Annotated in this window: 12 protein-coding genes; 7 read left to right on the forward strand and 5 right to left on the reverse strand. The window is 73.3% G+C overall.

From position 1 onward, the window contains the following. Window positions 1–225: 225 nt before the first annotated feature. On the forward strand, window positions 226–3,219 hold the full coding sequence (locus ACFWBT_RS06095) for a beta-galactosidase (protein ID WP_385696505.1): 2,994 nt from the start codon (window positions 226–228) through the stop codon (window positions 3,217–3,219). Here the strand turns inward: ACFWBT_RS06095 and ACFWBT_RS06100 are convergent. The 5 genes from ACFWBT_RS06100 to ACFWBT_RS06120 form a co-directional block, all read right to left on the reverse strand. Beyond that, window positions 3,216–4,718, reverse strand: a complete 1,503-nt coding sequence (locus ACFWBT_RS06100; RefSeq protein ID WP_385696508.1) for an alpha-N-arabinofuranosidase — start codon at window positions 4,716–4,718, stop codon at window positions 3,216–3,218. The two genes, ACFWBT_RS06095 and ACFWBT_RS06100, sit on opposite strands and share 4 nt — an antisense overlap. Before the next feature lie 216 nt (window positions 4,719–4,934). Then, window positions 4,935–5,783 carry an SMP-30/gluconolactonase/LRE family protein gene (locus ACFWBT_RS06105; RefSeq protein ID WP_385696510.1) on the reverse strand — a complete coding sequence of 283 codons (849 nt, stop codon included), beginning with the start codon at window positions 5,781–5,783 and terminating at the stop codon, window positions 4,935–4,937. Beyond that, window positions 5,780–6,553: an IclR family transcriptional regulator gene (locus ACFWBT_RS06110; RefSeq protein ID WP_385696513.1), complete on the reverse strand. Its 774-nt coding sequence runs from the start codon at window positions 6,551–6,553 to the stop codon at window positions 5,780–5,782. The genes ACFWBT_RS06105 and ACFWBT_RS06110 overlap by 4 nt, the downstream gene beginning before the upstream one ends. 484 nt (window positions 6,554–7,037) lie before the next feature. Next, entirely contained in the window at window positions 7,038–8,219 is a 1,182-nt protein-coding gene (locus ACFWBT_RS06115; protein ID WP_385696628.1) for a helix-turn-helix domain-containing protein, read from the reverse strand. 233 nt (window positions 8,220–8,452) lie between these two features. Further along, window positions 8,453–8,605: a hypothetical protein gene (locus ACFWBT_RS06120; protein ID WP_266848654.1), complete on the reverse strand. Its 153-nt coding sequence runs from the start codon at window positions 8,603–8,605 to the stop codon at window positions 8,453–8,455. Between the two features lie 267 nt (window positions 8,606–8,872). On the opposite strand from ACFWBT_RS06120, the gene ACFWBT_RS06125 reads away from it, so the two are divergent. From ACFWBT_RS06125 to ACFWBT_RS06150, 6 genes are all read left to right on the forward strand, one after another. After that, window positions 8,873–9,850: a DUF3068 domain-containing protein gene (locus ACFWBT_RS06125; protein ID WP_385696515.1), complete on the forward strand. Its 978-nt coding sequence runs from the start codon at window positions 8,873–8,875 to the stop codon at window positions 9,848–9,850. A 262-nt stretch (window positions 9,851–10,112) separates the two neighbouring features. After that, window positions 10,113–11,264: a glycosyltransferase family 4 protein gene (locus ACFWBT_RS06130; RefSeq protein WP_385696518.1), complete on the forward strand. Its 1,152-nt coding sequence runs from the start codon at window positions 10,113–10,115 to the stop codon at window positions 11,262–11,264. Between the two features lie 92 nt (window positions 11,265–11,356). Continuing rightward, window positions 11,357–12,124 carry a class I SAM-dependent methyltransferase gene (locus tag ACFWBT_RS06135; protein WP_385696521.1) on the forward strand — a complete coding sequence of 256 codons (768 nt, stop codon included), beginning with the start codon at window positions 11,357–11,359 and terminating at the stop codon, window positions 12,122–12,124. Next, window positions 12,121–16,740 carry an alpha-(1->3)-arabinofuranosyltransferase family protein gene (locus ACFWBT_RS06140; protein ID WP_385696630.1) on the forward strand — a complete coding sequence of 1,540 codons (4,620 nt, stop codon included), beginning with the start codon at window positions 12,121–12,123 and terminating at the stop codon, window positions 16,738–16,740. Before ACFWBT_RS06135 ends, ACFWBT_RS06140 begins: the two co-directional genes overlap by 4 nt. Then, window positions 16,737–18,164: a condensation protein gene (locus ACFWBT_RS06145; RefSeq protein ID WP_385696522.1), complete on the forward strand. Its 1,428-nt coding sequence runs from the start codon at window positions 16,737–16,739 to the stop codon at window positions 18,162–18,164. Before ACFWBT_RS06140 ends, ACFWBT_RS06145 begins: the two co-directional genes overlap by 4 nt. Further along, complete coding sequence (locus ACFWBT_RS06150; protein WP_385696525.1) at window positions 18,161–18,985, forward strand: class I SAM-dependent methyltransferase; 825 nt, start codon at window positions 18,161–18,163, stop codon at window positions 18,983–18,985. The genes ACFWBT_RS06145 and ACFWBT_RS06150 overlap by 4 nt, the downstream gene beginning before the upstream one ends. Window positions 18,986–19,000 lie beyond the last annotated feature (15 nt).

Genomic DNA, 19,000 nt, shown 5'->3' on the forward strand with positions numbered 1-19,000 from the left:
GGACCTGCGCCTGCCGCGCCGCCGGGCGCGGACACCCCGCCACGCCGCGGTCTCCGACGCCGCCCGCACCACACGTACCGCCCATACCGCGTAATCCGCCCGCGCCGAGAACCTCATATGACCATCGAATGACCCGACCCTGTGGACAATGGCCGCACGTTCCCCCGGGCTCTCGGACCCGGTCCGAGCAGGGGGAATTCCATCGCCGTCCCCGGGAGGACCCGCATGGTGTTGAGCAGACGTACCTTCAGCGCACTCGCCGGCACCACCGCGCTCGGCTTCTCGCTGAGCGGCAGCGGGGGCATCGAGGCGTACGCGGCCGGAAGGGCGCCCCTCGCACCCACCGGGCCCGCGCCCGCACCGCCCACCGCCGACGGCAGAGCGCACACGGTGGGCTTTGACCGCTACTCGATGCTGATCGACGGCAGGCGCCTGGTGATCTGGTCCGGGGAGATCCACCCCTTCCGGCTGCCGAGCCCGTCCCTGTGGCGGGACGTCCTGCAGAAGCTGCGCGCCCACGGCTACAACACGATCAGCATCTACGTCGCCTGGAACTACCACTCGCCCGCCCCCGGGCAGTTCGACTTCACCGGGGTCCGCGACCTCGACCTGTTCCTGCGGACCGCCGCGGAGACCGGGCTGTACGTCATCCTGCGCCCGGGCCCGTACATCAACGCCGAGGTCGACGCGGGCGGCTTCCCCGGCTGGCTGACCGTCACCCGGGGGACGGCCCGCACCTCCGACCCGACGTATCTCACGCACGTCGACGCCTGGCTGACCGCCGTCGACCGCATCGCCACCCGCCACCTCTACACCGACGGCGGCGGCACGATCGTCCTCTACCAACTGGAGAACGAGTACGACAACCATGTGACCGAAGCCGCGGGCCGCGACTACATGGCGCACCTCCACGCCAAGGTGCGGGCGGACGGCATCGACGTGCCGCTCTTCCACAACGACAAGGGCAGGAACGGCCACTGGGCCCCCGGCACCTTCGACACGGGCGGCGAGCGAGGGCGTTACCTCTACGGATTCGACGGCTACCCGTCCCCCTTCAAGACGCCACCGGACTGGGGTCACTTCGGCACCGGCGGCGTGAAGGGCGGCTCGACCGCCAGCCCGGACACCCCGGGCTTCATCGCCGAGTTCGGTGGCGGCTGGTTCGATCCATGGGGCGGGGCCGAGTTCGACGGCAAGGGGTACGCGGAGTCCCGCCGCACCCGGGACGCGGCCTACGAGCGGCGCTTCTACCTCACCAACCTCGCCAACGGCATCACGGTCCACAACGTCTACATGACCTTCGGCGGCACGTCCTGGGGCTGGCTGCCCGCGCCGATCGTCTACACCTCGTACGACTACGGGGCCGCCTTCGACGAGGCCCGGCAGCCGACCGAGAAGCTCGTCCCGATGCACCAGATCGGCCAGCTGCTGCACTCGGTGCCCGACCTCGCGAAGCTGGACCGGGCCGAGGCGATCCCCGGCGACGACACGGGTGCCGACCTCGGCATCAAGGCGTACCACCTGGTCAACCCGGACACGAAGGCGCACTTCCACGTGCTGCGCAACGACTCGTCCACCGAGGCCGTCGCCTCCGTCCCGCTCGCGGGGACGACCGTCGCGGTGCCGGTGCCCGGCCTCGACGCCCGCCTGCTCGCCGCCGGCATCGCCCTCGGGCGGCGCACGCTCCGGTACTCCACCGCCCAGCCGATGCTGTGGCTGACCGCCGGGCGGCAGGACATCGCGGTGTTCACGGGCCGGGCCGGCGAGTCGACGCACACCTGCCTGGAGTCCGCGAGCGAGCCGACGGTCACCGTGCTGGAGGGGAACGCCGGGCACACCTACCGGGACGGAGTCCTGCGGATCGACGCCCGGCTCGGCGGCATCACCCGGGTCCTGGTGGAGGGCGGCGGCATCGCCGCTCCCCTCCTGCTGCTGCTCGCCGACGACGAGAGCTCCCGCCTGCTGTGGCGGTACGACACCCCGTCGGGTCCGGTACTGGTGCGCGGCCCGGCGCTGCTGCGCACGGCGGCCCTGCGCGGCACGACCCTCCATCTCACCGGGGACACGGTGCGGGCGGCGGATCTGGAGGTGTGGGGGCCACGCGGAATGAGCGAACTCGTCTGGAACCACGGCACGCTGAGAGCCCGTGCCACGACCTCCGGGAGTCTGCGGGCCGAGCAGCCGCTGGCCGGTGTGCCGCAGGTGCGGCTGCCCGCCCTGACCACCTGGCGCCGGTCCGAGGGGAATCCCGAGTCGGCCGCCGATCACGACGACACGACGTGGCGGGTCGCGGACAAGAAGTCCTCGTACAGCGTCACGCCGGTGCCCGCCGGGCAGCCCGTGCTGTTCGCCGACGACTACGGCTTCCACTACGGCGACGTCTGGTACCGGGGACACTTCGCGGACGCGGGCGACGCCGAGTCGGTGTCCCTCTCCTATGTCGCGGGCGCCCAGGGGCTGTTGATGGCCTGGCTGGACGGGGAGCCACTGGGCACGCACCGGATGCCGGTGCCGGACAAGAAGACCGTGCGGCAGGGGACCTGGGCGGCCACCGCCGCCTTCCCCGTCCGGCCGCGGGCCGGGCAGCCCCATGTGCTGTCCGTCCTGGTCCGGCGCATGCAGCACGACCAGGACGGCAAGGCCGACGACTCCCACAAGGTGGCCCGGGGACTGACGGCCGTCACCTTCGCCGGGGCCGTTCCCACCGTCGACTGGCGCGTCCAGGGCGCGGCGGCCCCCGATCCGGTGCGTGGACCGCTCAACACCGGAGGTCTGCACGGGGAGCGGCACGGCTGGCATCTGCCGGGGTTCGCGGACGGCGGCTGGAAGGTGGTCGACTTCCCGCGCGCCGAGCGGCGGCAGGGGGTCACCTGGTACCGCACCGGCTTCCGGCTCGCCGTCGACAGCGGTGTGGACGCCTCGATCGGCCTCACCCTGACCGACGACCCGGCCCGCGCCTATCGCGTCCAGATCTTCCTGAACGGCTGGAACATGGGCCAGTACATCAACGACGTAGGGCCCCAGCACACGTTCGTCCTCCCGAACGGGGTGCTGCGCACACGGGGGCCCAACACACTGGCCCTCGCCGTGCTGTCCGACGGGACCACACCCGCCGGTCCCGGCCGGGTGGAGCTGACGCTGCTGGGCAGCGCGGCCGGAGGAGTACCGGTGACCCCGGTGGACTCCCCCGGCCCCACGACCGCCCGGGGCACGTCCTAGACCAGCCGGATCACGTTCCAGGACAGCGGCTCCAGGACGGCGTTCAGCGTGCCGTCCCGGAGCGTGGTCCCCTCGACCGGGTGCGGGGTGACCCGCTCCTGGCCGTGCAGGGTGTTGGTGGCGTCCGGGTCGGCGTCGGCGAGCGCGCTGTGCTCGACCACCGTCGTCAGCCCCATCCGGTTCAGGGCGACTTCGAGCGGCAGCGGTTCGGTCTGGCTGCGGTTGACGGCGAAGACGGTGACCGAGCCGTCCTCGGCGCGCACCGCGGTGGCGTGCAGCAGGTCCGCCTCCCCGTATTTGCGGGTGGTGTGCGTCGGTGACTCCACCCGGACGTCGAGGACCTGCCCGCGCCCGTGCGCCGAGGCCTGCGCGAACGGATAGAACGTCGTCTGCCGCCAGGCCGGGCCGCCCGGTTCGGTCATGATCGGCGCGATGACGTTGACGAGCTGGGCGAGGCAGGCGACGGTCACCCGGTCCGCGTGCCGCAGCAGCGCGATGAGCAGCGAGCCGAACACGACCGCGTCCGTGACGCTGTAGACGTCCTCCAGCAGACGCGGGGCCTCCTGCCAGTCCTCCACCGGGTGCGGGTTGGGCCGGTTCTGGTACCAGACGTTCCACTCGTCGAAGGAGAGGTTGATCCGCTTCGCCGACTTGAGGCGGGCGCCCACGTGGTCGCAGGTGGCCACCACGTTCTCGATGAACGACTCGGTGTCGACGGCGGAGGCGAGGAAGGAGTCCCGGTCGCCGTCGGTCTCCTCGTAGTAGGCGTGCAGGGAGATGTGGTCGACGAGGTCGTACGTCTCCTCCAGGACCGTCGACTCCCAGGCGGCGAAGGTCGGCATGCCCTGCCCGGAGGAGCCGCACGCGACGAGTTCGAGGTCCGGGTCCATCTGCCGCATCGCACGGGCGGTCTCGGCGGCGAGCCGGCCGTACTCCTCGGCGGTCTTGTGGCCGGTCTGCCAGGGGCCGTCCATCTCGTTGCCGAGGCACCACAGCCTGATGCCGAACGGGTCCTTGTCGCCGTGCGCGATCCGCAGATCGGAACGGGCCGTCCCGGAGGGGTGGTTGGCGTACTCCTGGAGTTCCAGGGCTTCGACGACCCCCCGGGTGCCGAGGTTGACGGCCATCATCGGCTCGGCCTGCGGGCCGATCTTCTTCAGGAAGTCGATGTACTCGCCGATCCCGAAGCGGTTGGACTCGGTGGAGCGCCAGGCGAGGTCCAGCCTGCGGGGCCGCTCCTCGGCGGGGCCCACCGAGTCCTCCCAGTTGTAGCCGGAGACGAAGTTGCCGCCGGGGTAGCGGACGACTGTGACACCGAGTTCGCGGACCAGCTCCAGCACGTCCGTGCGCAGGCCTTCGGCGTCCGCGGCCGGATGACCGGGTTCGAAGATGCCGGTGTGGACGCAGCGGCCGAGATGCTCGACGAAGGAGCCGAAGAGACGGGGGTTGACCTCACCGATGGTGAAGGCGGGGTCGAGGACGAAGCGGGCGGTGCGCATGGTGTCCTTTCGTCGCGGCGGGCGGGGTCGTTGACGAAGGCCACGCATGATCAGTCCGCGACGCCGGGACGCTCCTTGATCGCGACTTCGAACGGGACCGTAGACAGGAAGCGCTTACTCGTCAATGGTTTGCACAAAAAACGGGGCGCGAAAACGCGAGTCCCCGCCCGGTGACCGGCACCTGGACGGGGCTCGCGGCGGGATCGGAGGCGTCGGCTATCCGGCGAACGCCGGCTGCGGCAGGCCCTTGCCCGCGCCCGGGACGACGAGCAGGGAGCCGGACATCGGGTGCGGTGCCGTAAGGCCCGTACGGGCGGTGGTGATGTAGAGGTCGGTGAGGTCGGCGCCGCCGAACGCGCACGAGGTCGGGCGGCGGACCGGCAGTTCGAGGACCCGGTCCAGGACGCCGTCCGGCGTGTAGCGGCGGACCGCTCCGCCGTCCCACAGGGCCACCCAGACGCAGCCGTCGGCGTCCACGGTCAGACCGTCGGGGAACCCGTCCTCCACGGTCGCGAACGGGCGCCTGCCGACGGGGAGCCGGTCGTCGCCCATGTCGAAGACGTCGATGCGGCGGGTCGGCGAGTCGACGTAGTAGACACGGCGGCCGTCGGGGCTCCAGCCCGTGCCGTTGCTCACGGCGACGTCGTCGAGGATCGGGCGGACCGTGCCGTCGGGGTCGAACCGCGACAGCGTGCCCCCGCCCGGCGCCTCGTCGTAGCGCATGGTGCCGCACCACAACGAGCCGTCGGGGGCGACGGCCGCGTCGTTGGCCCGGCGGCCGGGCACGGGCTCCCGGTGCAGCCAGCGGAACTCTCCGGACCCCGCGGGACCGTAGAGGCCCACGCCGTCGCGGAGGTTGACCACCAGGCCGCCGCCCGCGCGGGGCTTGGCGGCGCCCACGTGCTGCTCGGTGGCCAGCACCGTGCGGCGGCCGGAGGCGGGGTCGTAGGTGTGGACCCGGGAGCCGAGGACGTCGACCCAGATGAGCCGCCGCGCGACGGGGTCCCAGGTCGGACCCTCACCGAGGGCCGCGTGCGCGCGGACCGCGACCTCGACGGCCGTCATCCCACGTTCCGGTGGCCGAGCCGCTCGGACAGTTCCGCCGCGCCCTTCGCCGCGAGCTGCTCCAGCTCGACGCGGCGCTCGTCGCTCCAGCGGATCATCGGTACGGAGATGGAGAGCGCGGCGACGACGTGTCCCGCGCGGTCGCGCACCGGGGCGGCGACACAGCTGACGTCCGGGTTGGACTCACGGCTCTCCACCGCGATCCCGCGAGCGCGGATCTCGGCGAGGGCCTCGCGCAGGGCGCCCGGCTCGGTGATGCTGTTGGGGGTCATCGCGACGAGGTCGGCGTCGTCGGGGACCCGCGAGGTCAGCTCCGGCTCGGACAGGGAGGCGAGCAGCATCTTGCCGACGGAGGTGCAGTGCGCGGGAAGACGGCGGCCGGCGGCCGAGACCATCCGGACGGCGTGCGTGGAGTCGACCTTCGCGATGTAGATGACGTCGGTGCCCTCGAGGATCGCCACGTGCACGGTCTCGTCGCAGGTCTCGGCGACGGAGCGGGCGACCTGCTGGCCCTCGGCCGCGAGGTCGAGCTGCTCGGCGTAACGGCTGCCGAGCTGGTACGGGCGCACGCCGAGCCGGTAGCGTCCCGGCTGGCCGGGCACCTGCACGATGTACGAGCGGGCGGCGAGGGTGGTCACCAGTTCGTGCACGGTCGTGCGCGGCAGCTGGAGTCTGCGCACGATGTCGGGGGCGGAGAGAGTCCCGTCCCCGTCGAGGAAGAGCTCCAGTATGTCCAGAGCTCGGGTCACGGCAGGTACAAGGCGTCCCACAACCGGCCCCCTCCCTAATGTTCGAAATTTCAACAGACGATCGGGATGACGAACACAGGCTAGTCATAATGAGCTTGGCCGGGCAATGGGTTGAGGCATCGGTCCCGGCCCGGAGAGCCCGTGACATGCGCCGCACCGAGCCTCGGCACCCGGCACCCGGCACCCGGCACGGCGGACGGGAGAGGCCGTGGTCGGCGCCCGGCGGGCGGACAGGGGAAGTGCAGGGTCCGCGCCCGGCGGGCGGACAGACGAAGGCCGGGGTCCGCGCCCGGCGGGCGGGCGGACAGGCGAAGGGCGGGGTCCGTGCCCAGCGAGGGGACAGGCGAAGGCCGGGGTCCGCGCCCGGCGGGCGGGCGGGCAGGCGAGGGGCGGGGTCCGTGCCCGGCGGGCGGGCGGGCAGGCGAGGGGCGGGGTCCGTGCCCGGCGGGCGGGATCGGTGGCACGCGGAGGAATCCGAGGTCGGCGGCGGCCGGCGGCGGCCCGGTCAGCGGCGGGGGTGGGGGTCTCCCAGTTCGCCCCGCAGGCGTTGCGCACGCAGCACCAGCTCCAGCTCGAACCGCCGGTCGGGGTCGTCGATCTCGTCGCCCCACAGCTCCCTGATCTGCCGGAGGCGGTACCGGACGGTCTGCGGATGGACACCGAGCCGGGCCGCGACCTCGGGGGCGCCGCCCCGTGTCTCCAGCCACGCCAGCAGCGTCTCCGCGAGCCTGCGGCCATGGGTGGGCCCGCAGTGGGCGAGGGGTTCCAGGCAGCGCAGGGCGAGATCGTCGATCAGCTCCTCGGGCTGGAGCAGGACCAGCGCCTCGGTGTGCTCCGTGCAGAGCAGGACCTCGCCGGCGGGGAGCAGCCCCCGCTCCATGAGGCGTACGGCGGCATCCGCCCAGCGCAGCGACTTCGCGGCGTCGGCCAGCGGGACCGGCGGTCCGATCGCCCCGGCCCATCCGGTCAGCGCCCGGTGCAGCAGCTCGGGGCGGCCCGCGGAGTCCGGCTCGGGCACGACCATGCGCGGCTGCTCGTACTCCATGTCGAGCAGCACGCTCGGTCCGACGGCGGGCGCGACGGCTTCCCGGGCCGGGCGCAGCAGCACGCCGACGGCCAGCCGGCCGGGCAGCGGCCAGCCGATCCGGGCGGCCCGTTCGACGAGCGCCTCGGCGAGGTCGCCCCGGGTGTGGTCCTCGGAAAGCAGGAGTTCCATCAGGCGCCGCTGGAGACGCAGCCGCTCCCCGGCCTGCCGGGCGGCCGCCTCGGCGTAGCCGCGCACGGACTGGTCGACGAGACCGTCCAGGTACTCGTATCCCGCGTCGACGAGCTCGTACATCGCCGGGGGCGGGATGTCGACGCGCTGCCCGATCTCCGCGAACCGCCGCCAGGCGAGTCTGACCCCCAGCCGGTAGATCGCCTGGAGCGCGTCGAGGGTGCGGCCGTGCATGCCCTCGCCCCGGCCGAATTCCTGGAAGACCTCGGGGTGGACGCGCGGGCGGCCCTCCGCCGTCTCCAGGTGCTGCACGAAGACCTCGATGGCACGGCGTATGCCGACCAGGGCCATGGGCTCGCCGGAGTCGTCGAGGACGAGGGGCAGGTGCGGGTACTCGCGGCGGATCTCGCGCAGGATCTCCTCGGCGAGCACCGGCGCCTCGGCCATGGCGATCGTCGCGAACTGGCGCACCTTGAGGCGCGGAACGTCGTGCCAGGCCGAGCGCGTGGTGGCGGCTGCCGGGCGGTTCTGCGCCGTTCGGTCCGCGTCCGGGACGTCGCCGCCGTCGCCGGGAGGGCGACCGCGTCCGGGTCCCGCTTCGCCGGGGTCTCCGCGCGCCCCCGGGATCTCCGCCCCGCCCGGCCGGACGGGGCCTTCGTCCTCGCGCGCCGGCGCCGGCCGTGCGCCTCCGCGGCTCGACACGGTCAGCGCTCCTGGCCGGCATTCTCGTAGGTGATCAGCGGGGTGTTCGGCTGGTCGGGGGTCGCGTCGAGCAGCGCCACGACGCCGAGCGCGGCGCCCACGGCGAGCGCGGCGGCGACAACGACGGTGAGTGCGGCGGCGAGCAGTCTGGACATCGCAGGGTCAGCCTCTCGGTCGGAGGTCGTCCCCACCCAGGGACCGCGCGGCCACCGGTCGAGTGGTCCCGCGGACACAGCCCATGCCGGCCCCGCCCGGCAGGAGCCAGTCTCGACAATGCATTGACACTCCGTCAAGGGTGCGCCTACGGTTCCCGGCCCATACCGCACGTGCACTTTCTCCCTTGGTGTCGACGCATCCGTATCACCTCGTACCACCAGATATCCCTCGTGCGTCGAGCCTCCTCACGCCCCTGGAGTGCCCGGATGCGCCGGAAGTTCTCACCCGTCTCCCTGATCCTCGTCGGCCTCGGCACCTTCCTCCTCGTGCTGGCCCCGTTGCTCGTCTGGTACGTGGAGCCACGTGCCGCCGTGAATCCGATCGACATCGACACGACCGCCGTCTACACCGGCACCGGCAGCGTCTTCGACGTCGACAAGGTCGAGACCGTGCCCGGCCGGAACATCACCGTCACCCAGGTGGTGCGCGGTGACGTCGCCGACAGCGAGCGCAGCGGGAAGGCCGTCTGGGACGTGACGACGACCGTCGACACGGACAGGTCGCTGCCCGCGGCCGACCCGCACGACGCCCTGGAGTTCATGCCGGGCCGCTGGGTCACCGACCGGAGGTCCAACCAGCCGGCGCACTGCTGCCAGGAGAGCCCGTACTTCGAGGGCGAGGCCTATCTGAAATTCCCCTTCGACGTGCAAAAACGCGGGTACCGCTGGTGGGACAACTCCCTGGGCGCGCCCGTCACCCTGCACTACAAGGGCGTCAGGAAGATCCGCGGGTACGAGGGGTACCGGTTCACCGGGGCCGTCCCCGCCACCCGGACCGGGACGCGGCTGGTGCCGGGCGCGATCGTCGGGGAGCCGCAGCGCAGCCAGGTGCTCGCCGAGGAGTGGTACGCCAACCACCTCATCGAACTCGTGGTGGACCAGCGCACCGGACGGGTGATCTACGCGCAGGTCGGCCCGCGCAAGACACTGCGCGCACCGGGCGGCGACAAGGACGCCGCGGTGCTCCTGGACAGCCGGAAGCTGGCGTTCACCGCGGCGACCCAGCGGGACCAGGTCGAGCAGGCGAAGACCGAGAGCGGCCAACTGCGCCTTCTGGGGGAGACGTTGCCGATCGGTGCCGGTGTGCTGGGATGCGTCCTGGTTCTGGTGGGTACCGTTTTGCTGGTACGTGGGCGGCATGATCCCGATTCGTCCGAGTCGCCCCCCACTTCCCTCACGATGTGATGCGCCGTCAGCTCCACAAAGCCCCGAAATTGTCACTCCGGTGAGTAGCCGACGCGAACGGCGCGGCGAAAACTGTCCACCCCACCCGAACACAGGTCGTCCACAGCCCCGTTGCAGCAAGCGCCCGCGATCCCCCACGACCGGGCGGCCCCACGGCATCACCCACGGAAAGCAGCGTCCAAGGCCGCACGGTCACCGATGATCCGCGCCGCGTCCCACCCCCCACACTGAGTTCCGCACCCCGAGACGAGTTGGAGCACCCATGCCCCAGCACGTGCCGTCCCCGCTGCGCACCGCGTCCCCGCGCTCCGCGCAGTACCCTCAGGCGCTCCCCCCACACCCGCGCCGCATCGTCTTCCTCGCCCGCCGTGATCTCGGCAATCCCGCGGCGGGCGGTTCCGAACTCCTCGTCGACCGGCTGGCCGAGGGACTGACCCGGCTCGGCCATCAGGTCACCCTGCTGTGCGGTGGCCCCGCGTCCTACCGCGACTACCGGGTCGTCTCGGCGGGCGGCGACCTGGGCCACTTCCTGCGCGCCCGCCCCGCCTTCCACCGTCAGGTCGGCGACTGCGACCTGCTCGTCGAGGTGTGCAACGGGCTGCCGTATCTCGCACCTCTGTGGCATCACGGTCCCACGCTCTGCCTGGTCAACCATGTGCACACGGATCTGTGGACGATGCGGTTCGGCGGCCCGCTCGCGCCCGCCGCGCGGCTCGGCCGAAGACTCGAACACTGGGCTCTGGCCGGCGCGCAGCGCGGCAATCTGCTGGTCGCCGTCTCTCCGTCGACGGCGCACGCCCTGCACACGATCGGGGTCGAGCGGGACCGCATCCGGGTCGTGCACAACGGGGTCGAGGAGCCGGGGCCGCGTGCCGCGCGCTCGCCCGAGCCGCTGTTCGTGGCGATGGGGCGGCTCGTGGAGTACAAGCGGATCGATCTGCTGCTGCGGCTGTGGGAGCGGGTCCGCCCGGTCACCGGCGGCCGGCTGGTCGTCGTCGGGGACGGTCCCGAGCGGCAGCGTCTGGCACAACTCGCGGGCCCCGGAGTCGAGTTCGCGGGCCATGTGTCCGAGGCGGAGAAGCACCGGCTGCTCTGCGCCGCCTGGCTGCTGCTGCACCCGTCGGCGGTCGAGGGCTGGGGCCTGGTGGTCACCGAGGCGGCCGCGCGCGAGACCCCGGCGATCGCCTTCGACGTACCCGGGCTGCGGGACTCCGTCGTGGACGGCGAGACGGGGGTGCTGGCCCGCGGTGAGTCCTCCTTCGCGGCGGCCTGGTGCACCCTGGCCCTGTCCGCCCACCGTCGCACCCTGATGGGCCGGGCGGCCCGCGAGCGCGCCGCCCGCTACCGCTGGAACCACACGGTCCGCCGGTTCGAAGCGGTGGCCGCGGAGGCGGTGAGGGGCTGGGCACCGTGACGGCCGCCGGGTCCCCCGGGCCCGCCGATGAAGCCGCCCGGACCGACACCGGGCCGACCGACACCGGACGGACACCCCCGACCGGCGGGCGGATGGCGAACCGCAAGCGGAAACGTTCCGGTGCCGGGACCGGTTTCAAGGATCCCTCCGTACGCCGCTCCCTCGCCCTCTTCCGTGCCTTCCTGCGTGAACAGGACGACCCGGCGTCCTGCTACGCGCTGCTCGCCCGGGACGCCGCCGACCAGGTCGAGGCGGCGTACGGGGCCGTCGAGGGCCGCACCGTCGTGGACGTCGGGGGCGGCGGCGGCTACTTCACCGAGGAGTTCCGGCGGCGCGGCGCGCACGCCTACCTCTTCGAGCCGGACCTGCGGGAACTCGGGCCGCAGCCGCCCGAGTCGGCCGTCGTCGCGGACGGCTATCTGCTACCGCTCGCGGACGGCGTCGCGGACGTCTGCTTCTCCTCCAACGTCCTTGAGCACGTGGCCGATCCGCAGACCTTCCTCAGCGAAATGGTCCGGGTCACCCGTCCGGACGGGCTCATCTACGTGTCCTTCACCAACTGGCTGTCCCCGTGGGGCGGTCACGAGTGGGCGCCCTGGCACTACTTCGGCGCCGAACGGGCCCGCGCCCGCTACCGGCGCCGAACCGGCAGACCCGCGAAGCACACCCTCGGCGAGAACCTCTTCGCCGTACACATCGGCACCACCCTGCGGCAGGTACGCGCCCGCGACGACATCACGGTCGTCTCGGCCCGTTCCCGCTACTGGCCCTTCCTCGCGGAGGCCGTCGCCAAGGCGCCGGGGCTGCGCGAGTTCGCCACCTGGAACCTCCTCCTCATCCTCCGGCGGTGTCCACCATGACGAGCACGGTCCAGGCTCCTCCCCCGGCAGCCGTCCGCACCGGCGCCGGCACGTCAGGCCCCCCGGAGGGGCCGCGCTCCCGGCGCTGGCTGCTGGGATTCTGGGCCGTGGTGTTCGTGCTGTTCCTGGCCGTGCACCCCGGGCGCACGACCTTCGACACCAAGCTCGGTGTCGCGCTCGACCCCTGGCAGTTCCTCTCCGACCTGGGGCAGCTGTGGCACGACCGGGGCGGCTTCGGCGGCCTCCAGGACCAGTACGTCGGCTACGCCTGGCCGATGCTGCCGTACTACGGCCTGTGCCGGCTGGTCCACCTCCCCGTGTGGCTGGCGGAGCGGCTGTGGCTGTCGGTCATCGTGACCGTCGCCTTCTGGGGCGCGCTCCGGCTGGCCGAGCGGCTGCGGACCGGCAGCGGCGCGTCCCGCCTCCTCGCCGCCGTCGCGTACGCGCTGTGGCCGGTCTTCACGATCGTGGTCGGGTCGACCTCGGCGGCCGCGCTCCCGGGCGCATTCCTCCCCTGGGTCCTGCTGCCGCTCACGAACGAGCGGTACACCGCCCGGATCGCGGCCCTGCGCTCGGCGCTGGTCGTCCCCTTCATGGGCGGGGTGAACGCGGCCGCGACCCTCGCGTCGCTCCTCCCGGTCGGGCTCTATCTGCTGTCCCGCCCGCGCGGACCCCGGCAGCGCAAGCTCGTCGCGTGGTGGGTGCCGGGCGTGATCCTCGCGACCGCCTGGTGGTGGATCGCGCTGCTGCTGCTCGGCGTCTACGGCGAGAACTTCCTTCCCTACATAGAGACTTCGGGGACCACGACGGCCACCATGTCGGCCACCGAGTCGCTGCGCGGCGCCGGCAACTGGGTGGCGTATCTGCACTTCGGCGAGGCCTGGCTGCCGGCCGGCTGGTCCGTCGCGTCCTCGGTGATCGTCATCGTCTGCTCGGCACTCGCGGCGGGGCTCGGCCTCGCGGGACTGGCGAGACGTGACATGCCCGAGCGGCGCTGGCTCGTGCTGACCGTCCTGTCGGTCGCGCTCATCACCCTCGCCGGGTACGGCGGTTCGTTCGGGGCGCCCTTCCACGGCGTGGTCCAGGACTGGCTGAACGGCTGGCTCGTCCCCTTCCGCAACATCTACAAGTTCCAGACGGGCCTCGCGCTCGCCCTCACCCTCGGCCTGGCGCATCTGGTGGGCGTCGCGGCGCAGCCGCGCGGCGCCCGCCCGGTGCGCGGCCGGCGCTTCGCCCCGCTGATCGCGGCGGTCCTCGTCCTGCCCGGACTCGCCTGGCCCTATCTCAACGGGTCGATCCTGCAACCCGGTTCGTTCCAGGAACTCCCCCGCTACTGGCAGACCACCGCCGACTGGCTGAAGAAGTACTCGCCGGACTCCCGCGCCCTCGTCGTCCCCGCCACCGCGCACGGCATCTACACCTGGGGCTCCCCCATCGACGAGCCCCTCGACGTGCTCGCCGACTCCCGCTGGGCCGAGCGCGACTACGTCCCCTTCGGCACCGCGGGCAACCGGCGCGCCATGGACGCGGTCGAGCAGGCTCTGCTGACCGGCGGCCATGTCCCGGGCCTGGCGGACTACCTGAGCCGCGCCGGCCTCTACTACGTCGTCGTGCGCAACGACCTCGATCCCGACCAGATCGGCCATGTCCCGACCGCGACCGTGCGTCGGACCCTGGAGCAGTCCGGCTACCGGCGGGTCGACGGATTCGGGCCGGTCATGACCGGCGGCCGGATCGCGCACGGCACCCCGATGCAGGTCGAGGGGCTCTATCCGCGCCAACGCGCCGTGGAGATCTACGAGCCGGCCGATCAGGCGGTGGCCCGGCCCGGGCAGGCCGGGCTGAAGGCGATCGCCGACACCGCCGTGGTCTCCGGCGGCCCCGAATCGCTGCTGCCGCTGGCCTCCGACCCCTCGGTACGCGGCCGCGCCGCCGTGCTGACCGGTGACAACCATCCCGGTCTCGGAACCCCGCCGGTCCAGGTGGTGGGCGACGGGCTGCGCCGCGCCGACACCCGCTTCGGCCTGGTCGACGCCAACACCTCGTACACATACACGCGCGACCAGCGCAACGACAGCGACAGCGTGCAGGACCCCGGCAGGAAGCCGCGCCAGATCCTTCCGGCCGAGGGCGTCCGGCACCAGACCGTCGCGGAGCTGCGCGGCGCCCGCTCCGTCACGGCGTCGTCCAGCGGCAACTGGCTGTTCCATCTCCCGCAGTACGACCCGGTGAACGCCTTCGACGGGAACCCCGACACGGCGTGGGTCGAGGGCGCGGCGGGCTCGGCGGACGGCCAGTGGCTGCGGATCCGCTTCGACGGTTCCGTGGACATGCCCACGGCCTTCGACGTGATCCCGCTGCCGCAGGACGGTATGCGCTCGGCCGCGACCCGGGTCCGGGTCGAGACGGAGAAGGGCTCGGCGACCAGCTACCTCCGGCCGAACGGCATGAAGCAGTCCGTCAAGGCCCCCTACGGATCGACGAGTTGGCTGAAGCTCACGATCATCGGCTCCACCGCGCGGCACGCCGGGCTCACCGGCGCGGGCTTCTCCGAGATCGAGCTGCCCGACGTGCGGGTGACCCGTCTGCTGAGGCTCCCCACGGACGCGTCGGGTTCGGACGCCTCCTCCGAGATCGTCTCCCTGCACCGTTCCACCGACCCGACCGGTCTCTCCCCGACAGGCGCCGAGGCGGGCCTGCACCGGCTCTTCTCCACCTCGATCTCGGGGACGTACACGATGCGGGCGGACGCCGTCCCCGTGCCGGGCGAGGAACTCGACAAGCTGCTGTACGAGGTCGCGCCCGAGCAGCGGAGCCGGATCACGGCGACCGCGGCCTCGACGGCGAGGCTGGGCGCGGGCCTGTCCGCGCGCAACCTCACCGACGGCGACCTGACGACGGCGTGGATCGCGGGCGGCAACCCGACGATCCATCTGAGCTGGCCCGACAAGCAGCCCGTCTCGTCCATCGTGCTGGCCCCGGCGGGGGGTCTGTCGACCCGCCCGACGAAGATCGACATCAGTTCCCCGGACGGCGCGGCGATCGCCGGGGTCGACGAGAACGGCTGGGCCCGCTTCGACCCGATCACCACCGACCACCTCGACATCACCGTCACCGGGACCGCGCCGCTGACCGTCCACAACCCGGTGGCCGGAGCGGACCTGCAACTGCCGGTCGGCATCACGGAGGCGTACATCCCCGCCCTCGACCGGTACCGCACCCCGCAGCCGCCCGGCACCCGCCCCTTCTCGCTCCCCTGTGGGAAGGGCCCGGTCGTCGCCGTCGACGGGAAGCTGTACGAGACGAGCGCGAAGGGAACGGTGCGGGATCTGGTGGAACGCCGGGCCGTCGAGGTGACGCTCTGCCAGAAAGGGCGTTCGGGAACCGACGTGTCCCTCTCCGAGGGGTCGCACCGGATCGAGGCGGGCGACGGCGGGCCGCTGGCCGTCACGGACGTGACGCTGACCCGCGGCACACCGGCCGAGGCCACCGGTTCCGGTCGGGCCCTGAAGATACGGGACTGGCTGGGCGACCGCCGCGAGGTGACGGTCGGCGCGGGCGCGGCCTCGTACCTGACGACGTACGAGAACTTCAACGACGGCTGGAAGGCCACCCTGGGCGGCAGAACGCTGACGCCGGTGCGGCTCGACGGCTGGCAGCAGGGCTGGCGGATCCCGTCCGGCGCGGGCGGCACGGTCAAGCTGTCGTACGAGCCCTCGACGACGTACGAGGCCGGGCTGATCGGCGGCGGGGTCGCCGTCGCCGTGCTCGTGGGCCTCGTCGTGTGGCGCCGCCGCTCGCCCAACCCCGACGAGCCCCAGCCGGTTCCGCCGCCGCCCGGCCTGTGGCCGGGCCTGGTCGCCCTCACCCTGGTCGGTGTCGTCGTGGCGGGCTTCCTCGCCCTGCTGGTTCCGGTCCTGGCCCTGCTCGCCCGGCGCCGGCACACGCTGCTCGTGCCGATCGCGTTCCTCGCGCTCGCCGGGGCGGGGATCGCCGCGGCGACGGGTGCGGGATCGCCGGTCTCGGCGGGAGCGGGCGCGTTCGGGTACGTCGCTCAACTCCTCGCGCTGATCGGGCTGTTCGCGGGCCTGGTGTGTGTGCGGGAACCCGGCGGTTCCGCGACGGCGGCCGTCGCGGGGTCGTCGGTGCCGCCGGGTCCGTCGTCGGCGCCCACGGCACCGCTGCCGCACCGGGTACGTGGCGAGACACGCGGCCCGGGAACCCTGCCGGCCGGGTTCAGGGCACGACGGGGTGCCGCTCCGCCGGAACGGGAGGCCCAGGCGGCGGAGCACGAGTCCTCTCCGGCCGGGACCGGGACAGGTGCGCCGGAACCCGGGATGCGGCAGGCAGCGGGTGAGGCCCGCGCCGGGGAGCAGGCGGGCGGGGCGGGTGCCCCTGAGCGGGGGGCCGGTGCGGCCGGGGACGGGCCCCGGGATGCCGGGACCGGGACCGGGACCGGGGTCACCTCCGGGCCCACGATCTCTGCCCGTGGGCCCGGATCGGCCCGGACCGAGCCCGATCCGCCGACCGCGCGGATCGCTTTCCGCAAGCCGAGGTTCCGGGCGACACCGCCCGAGGAGCCCCGGGACGATTCGGGGAAGGACACGTCGCCATGACCGCGGTGGAGCATCCGGCACGGGACGGCACGGGCGGCCCCGGGGGACCCGCCGTACGCGTTCCGTTCCCGGTGGTGGACGAGGTCGCCCGGCACTGCCTCCAGGAGGAGGAACCCGAGACCGTCCACATCGAGGTCCACCTGCCGGGCCGGCTCGACCCGGCCCGCCTGACGGCCGCGTTCACCGAGGCCCTCCGCCGCCATCCGCGCGTCCTGATGCGCGAAGCCGCCGGGCCCTGGTACCGCCGCCGCTACGAGTGGGAGCTGACTCCCGAGCCGGACGTGCGGGTGGTGTCCTTCCCGCCCCCGAGCCGGGACGCCCTCCGCACCGCGCGGACCAGGGCTCTTCAGGAGGCCCCGCCCCTGTCGGCGTCCCCGCCGATCCGCCTGGAGGTGGTGCAGGGGGCGGGTCCGGCGGTGGGGAGCGAGGCGACGGACGCGGTGGGCGGATCCGGCCCCGAGCGCACCCCGGACGGTCACCGCGAGACAGCCGACGGCCACCGCGCACCCGCCCGCAAGGGCACCGTCCTCTTCCTCACCATCAACCACACCGCCCTGGACGGCCCCGCCTGTCTCCGTGTCCTCGCCACCGCCGCGGAGCTGTACGAGGGCAGGGACAACACGCCCTCCGCCCCGCCCGTGCGCACCCCGGACACCCCGGAGCCGGCGCCCGGGAAGGCCCCCTCCACCTGGACCCCGCCCGCCCGGGTCGCCCCCGGCAGCCCCGAGGCCTCACCCGGCAACGGCCTGATCGTCACCGAACTCGGTGTGCCCCGCCGGCCCAAGGGCTCCCCGTACACGGTGAACGACCAGCTCATGGCCGCCACCGCGCTGATGGTCGCCCACTGGAACAGGGAACACGGCGCGCGCCCCCGGCCGCTGCGCATCACCATGCCGGTCGACGACCGGCCGCGCGGCGCGGACATGCCGATCGGCAACGGAACGCGGCTGGTCGAGGTGACGTTCGCCCCCGAGGAGGTGGACGCGTCCCGGATGGGCGAGCTGCTGCGCCGTACGGCCACCCGCACACGCGCCCTGAAATCGGCCGACCGACCCCAACTAGGGCACGGCGCAGCCCTGTTGACGGCTCCCGTGGTGCCGGTGGCCTGGCGCGCCGCGGCCACCCGGAGCCTGCGCAGGGCGGCCGGGCCCTGGACGTCGACCGTGCTGCTCAGCAACATCGGCCGCATCCCCTACGCGCTCGACTTCGGCGAGGAGGCGGGCCGCGCCCGCGCGGTCTGGTTCTCGGCCCCGGCCCGCACGCCCCGCGGGCTGACCGTCACGACCGCGTCCACCGCGGGCCGTCTGCACCTCGCGCTGCGCTGGTCGCGCAGCCTGCTCGGGCACGGCGACGGAGCCCATCTCCGCGACCTCTTCGAGCACTACCTGCACGCGACACAGGAGAGGGAGGCGACCGGCGGATGACGACCGGCGCACAGTCGACGAGAACCACCCCGTCCGACCCGTCCACTTCATCCACCCCGCCCGACCCGACCGCCCCGGCCATCCCGTCCGCCCCGGCGCCGGGCACCCGTGGGGGACTTCGGGACTTCTACGAGGACCCGGCCGTGCCCGTCGCCTCCGGCACCCCGCGCAGCCTGCGCCAGGCGCGGATGCTGGCCGCGGCGCTCGGCCCGGCCACGGCGGGCGCCAGGACCGTGCTCGACATCGGCTGCGGCGACGGCACCGCCGCCGCGACCGCCGCGCCCTTCCTGGCCGGGCACCGCGTGGTCGGCGTCGACTGGTCGCAGGACGCCCTCCGCCGGGCCCGCACCCGCGTCCCGTACACGATTCGCGGCGAACTCGCCGACGGTGGGCTGCCGTTCGCGAAGGGGGCGGCGGACGCGGTGCTCTTCAGCGAGGTGGTCGAGCACCTGGTGGACCCGGACGGCGCCCTCGACGAGATCCGCCGGGTCCTGCGCCCCGGCGGCCACTTGATGCTGTCCACCCCGAACCTCGCCGCCTGGTACAACCGCGGCCTGCTGCTCGCCGGGGTCCAGCCCGTCTTCTCCGAGGTGAGCCTGCGCGCCGTCCACGGCCGTCCGGGCCGGGAGGTCGTCGGCCATCTGCGGCTCTACACGGCCCGCGCACTGCGGGAGTTCGTGACCGCCTCCGGCTTCGAGGTCGTCCGGCTCGCGGGCGCGCCCTTCCACGGCGTACCGCGTCCGCTGCGCGCGCTGGACCGGCTGGCCTGTGCCGCGCCGTCCCTGTCCTCCATCCTGCTCCTGCACGCGCGAAGGACGTAGCCCATGTGGTGGGGA

Origin of the sequence: Streptomyces sp. NPDC060027 (assembly GCF_042737005.1) — a bacterium.
Taxonomy (GTDB): Bacteria; Actinomycetota; Actinomycetes; order Streptomycetales; family Streptomycetaceae; genus Streptomyces.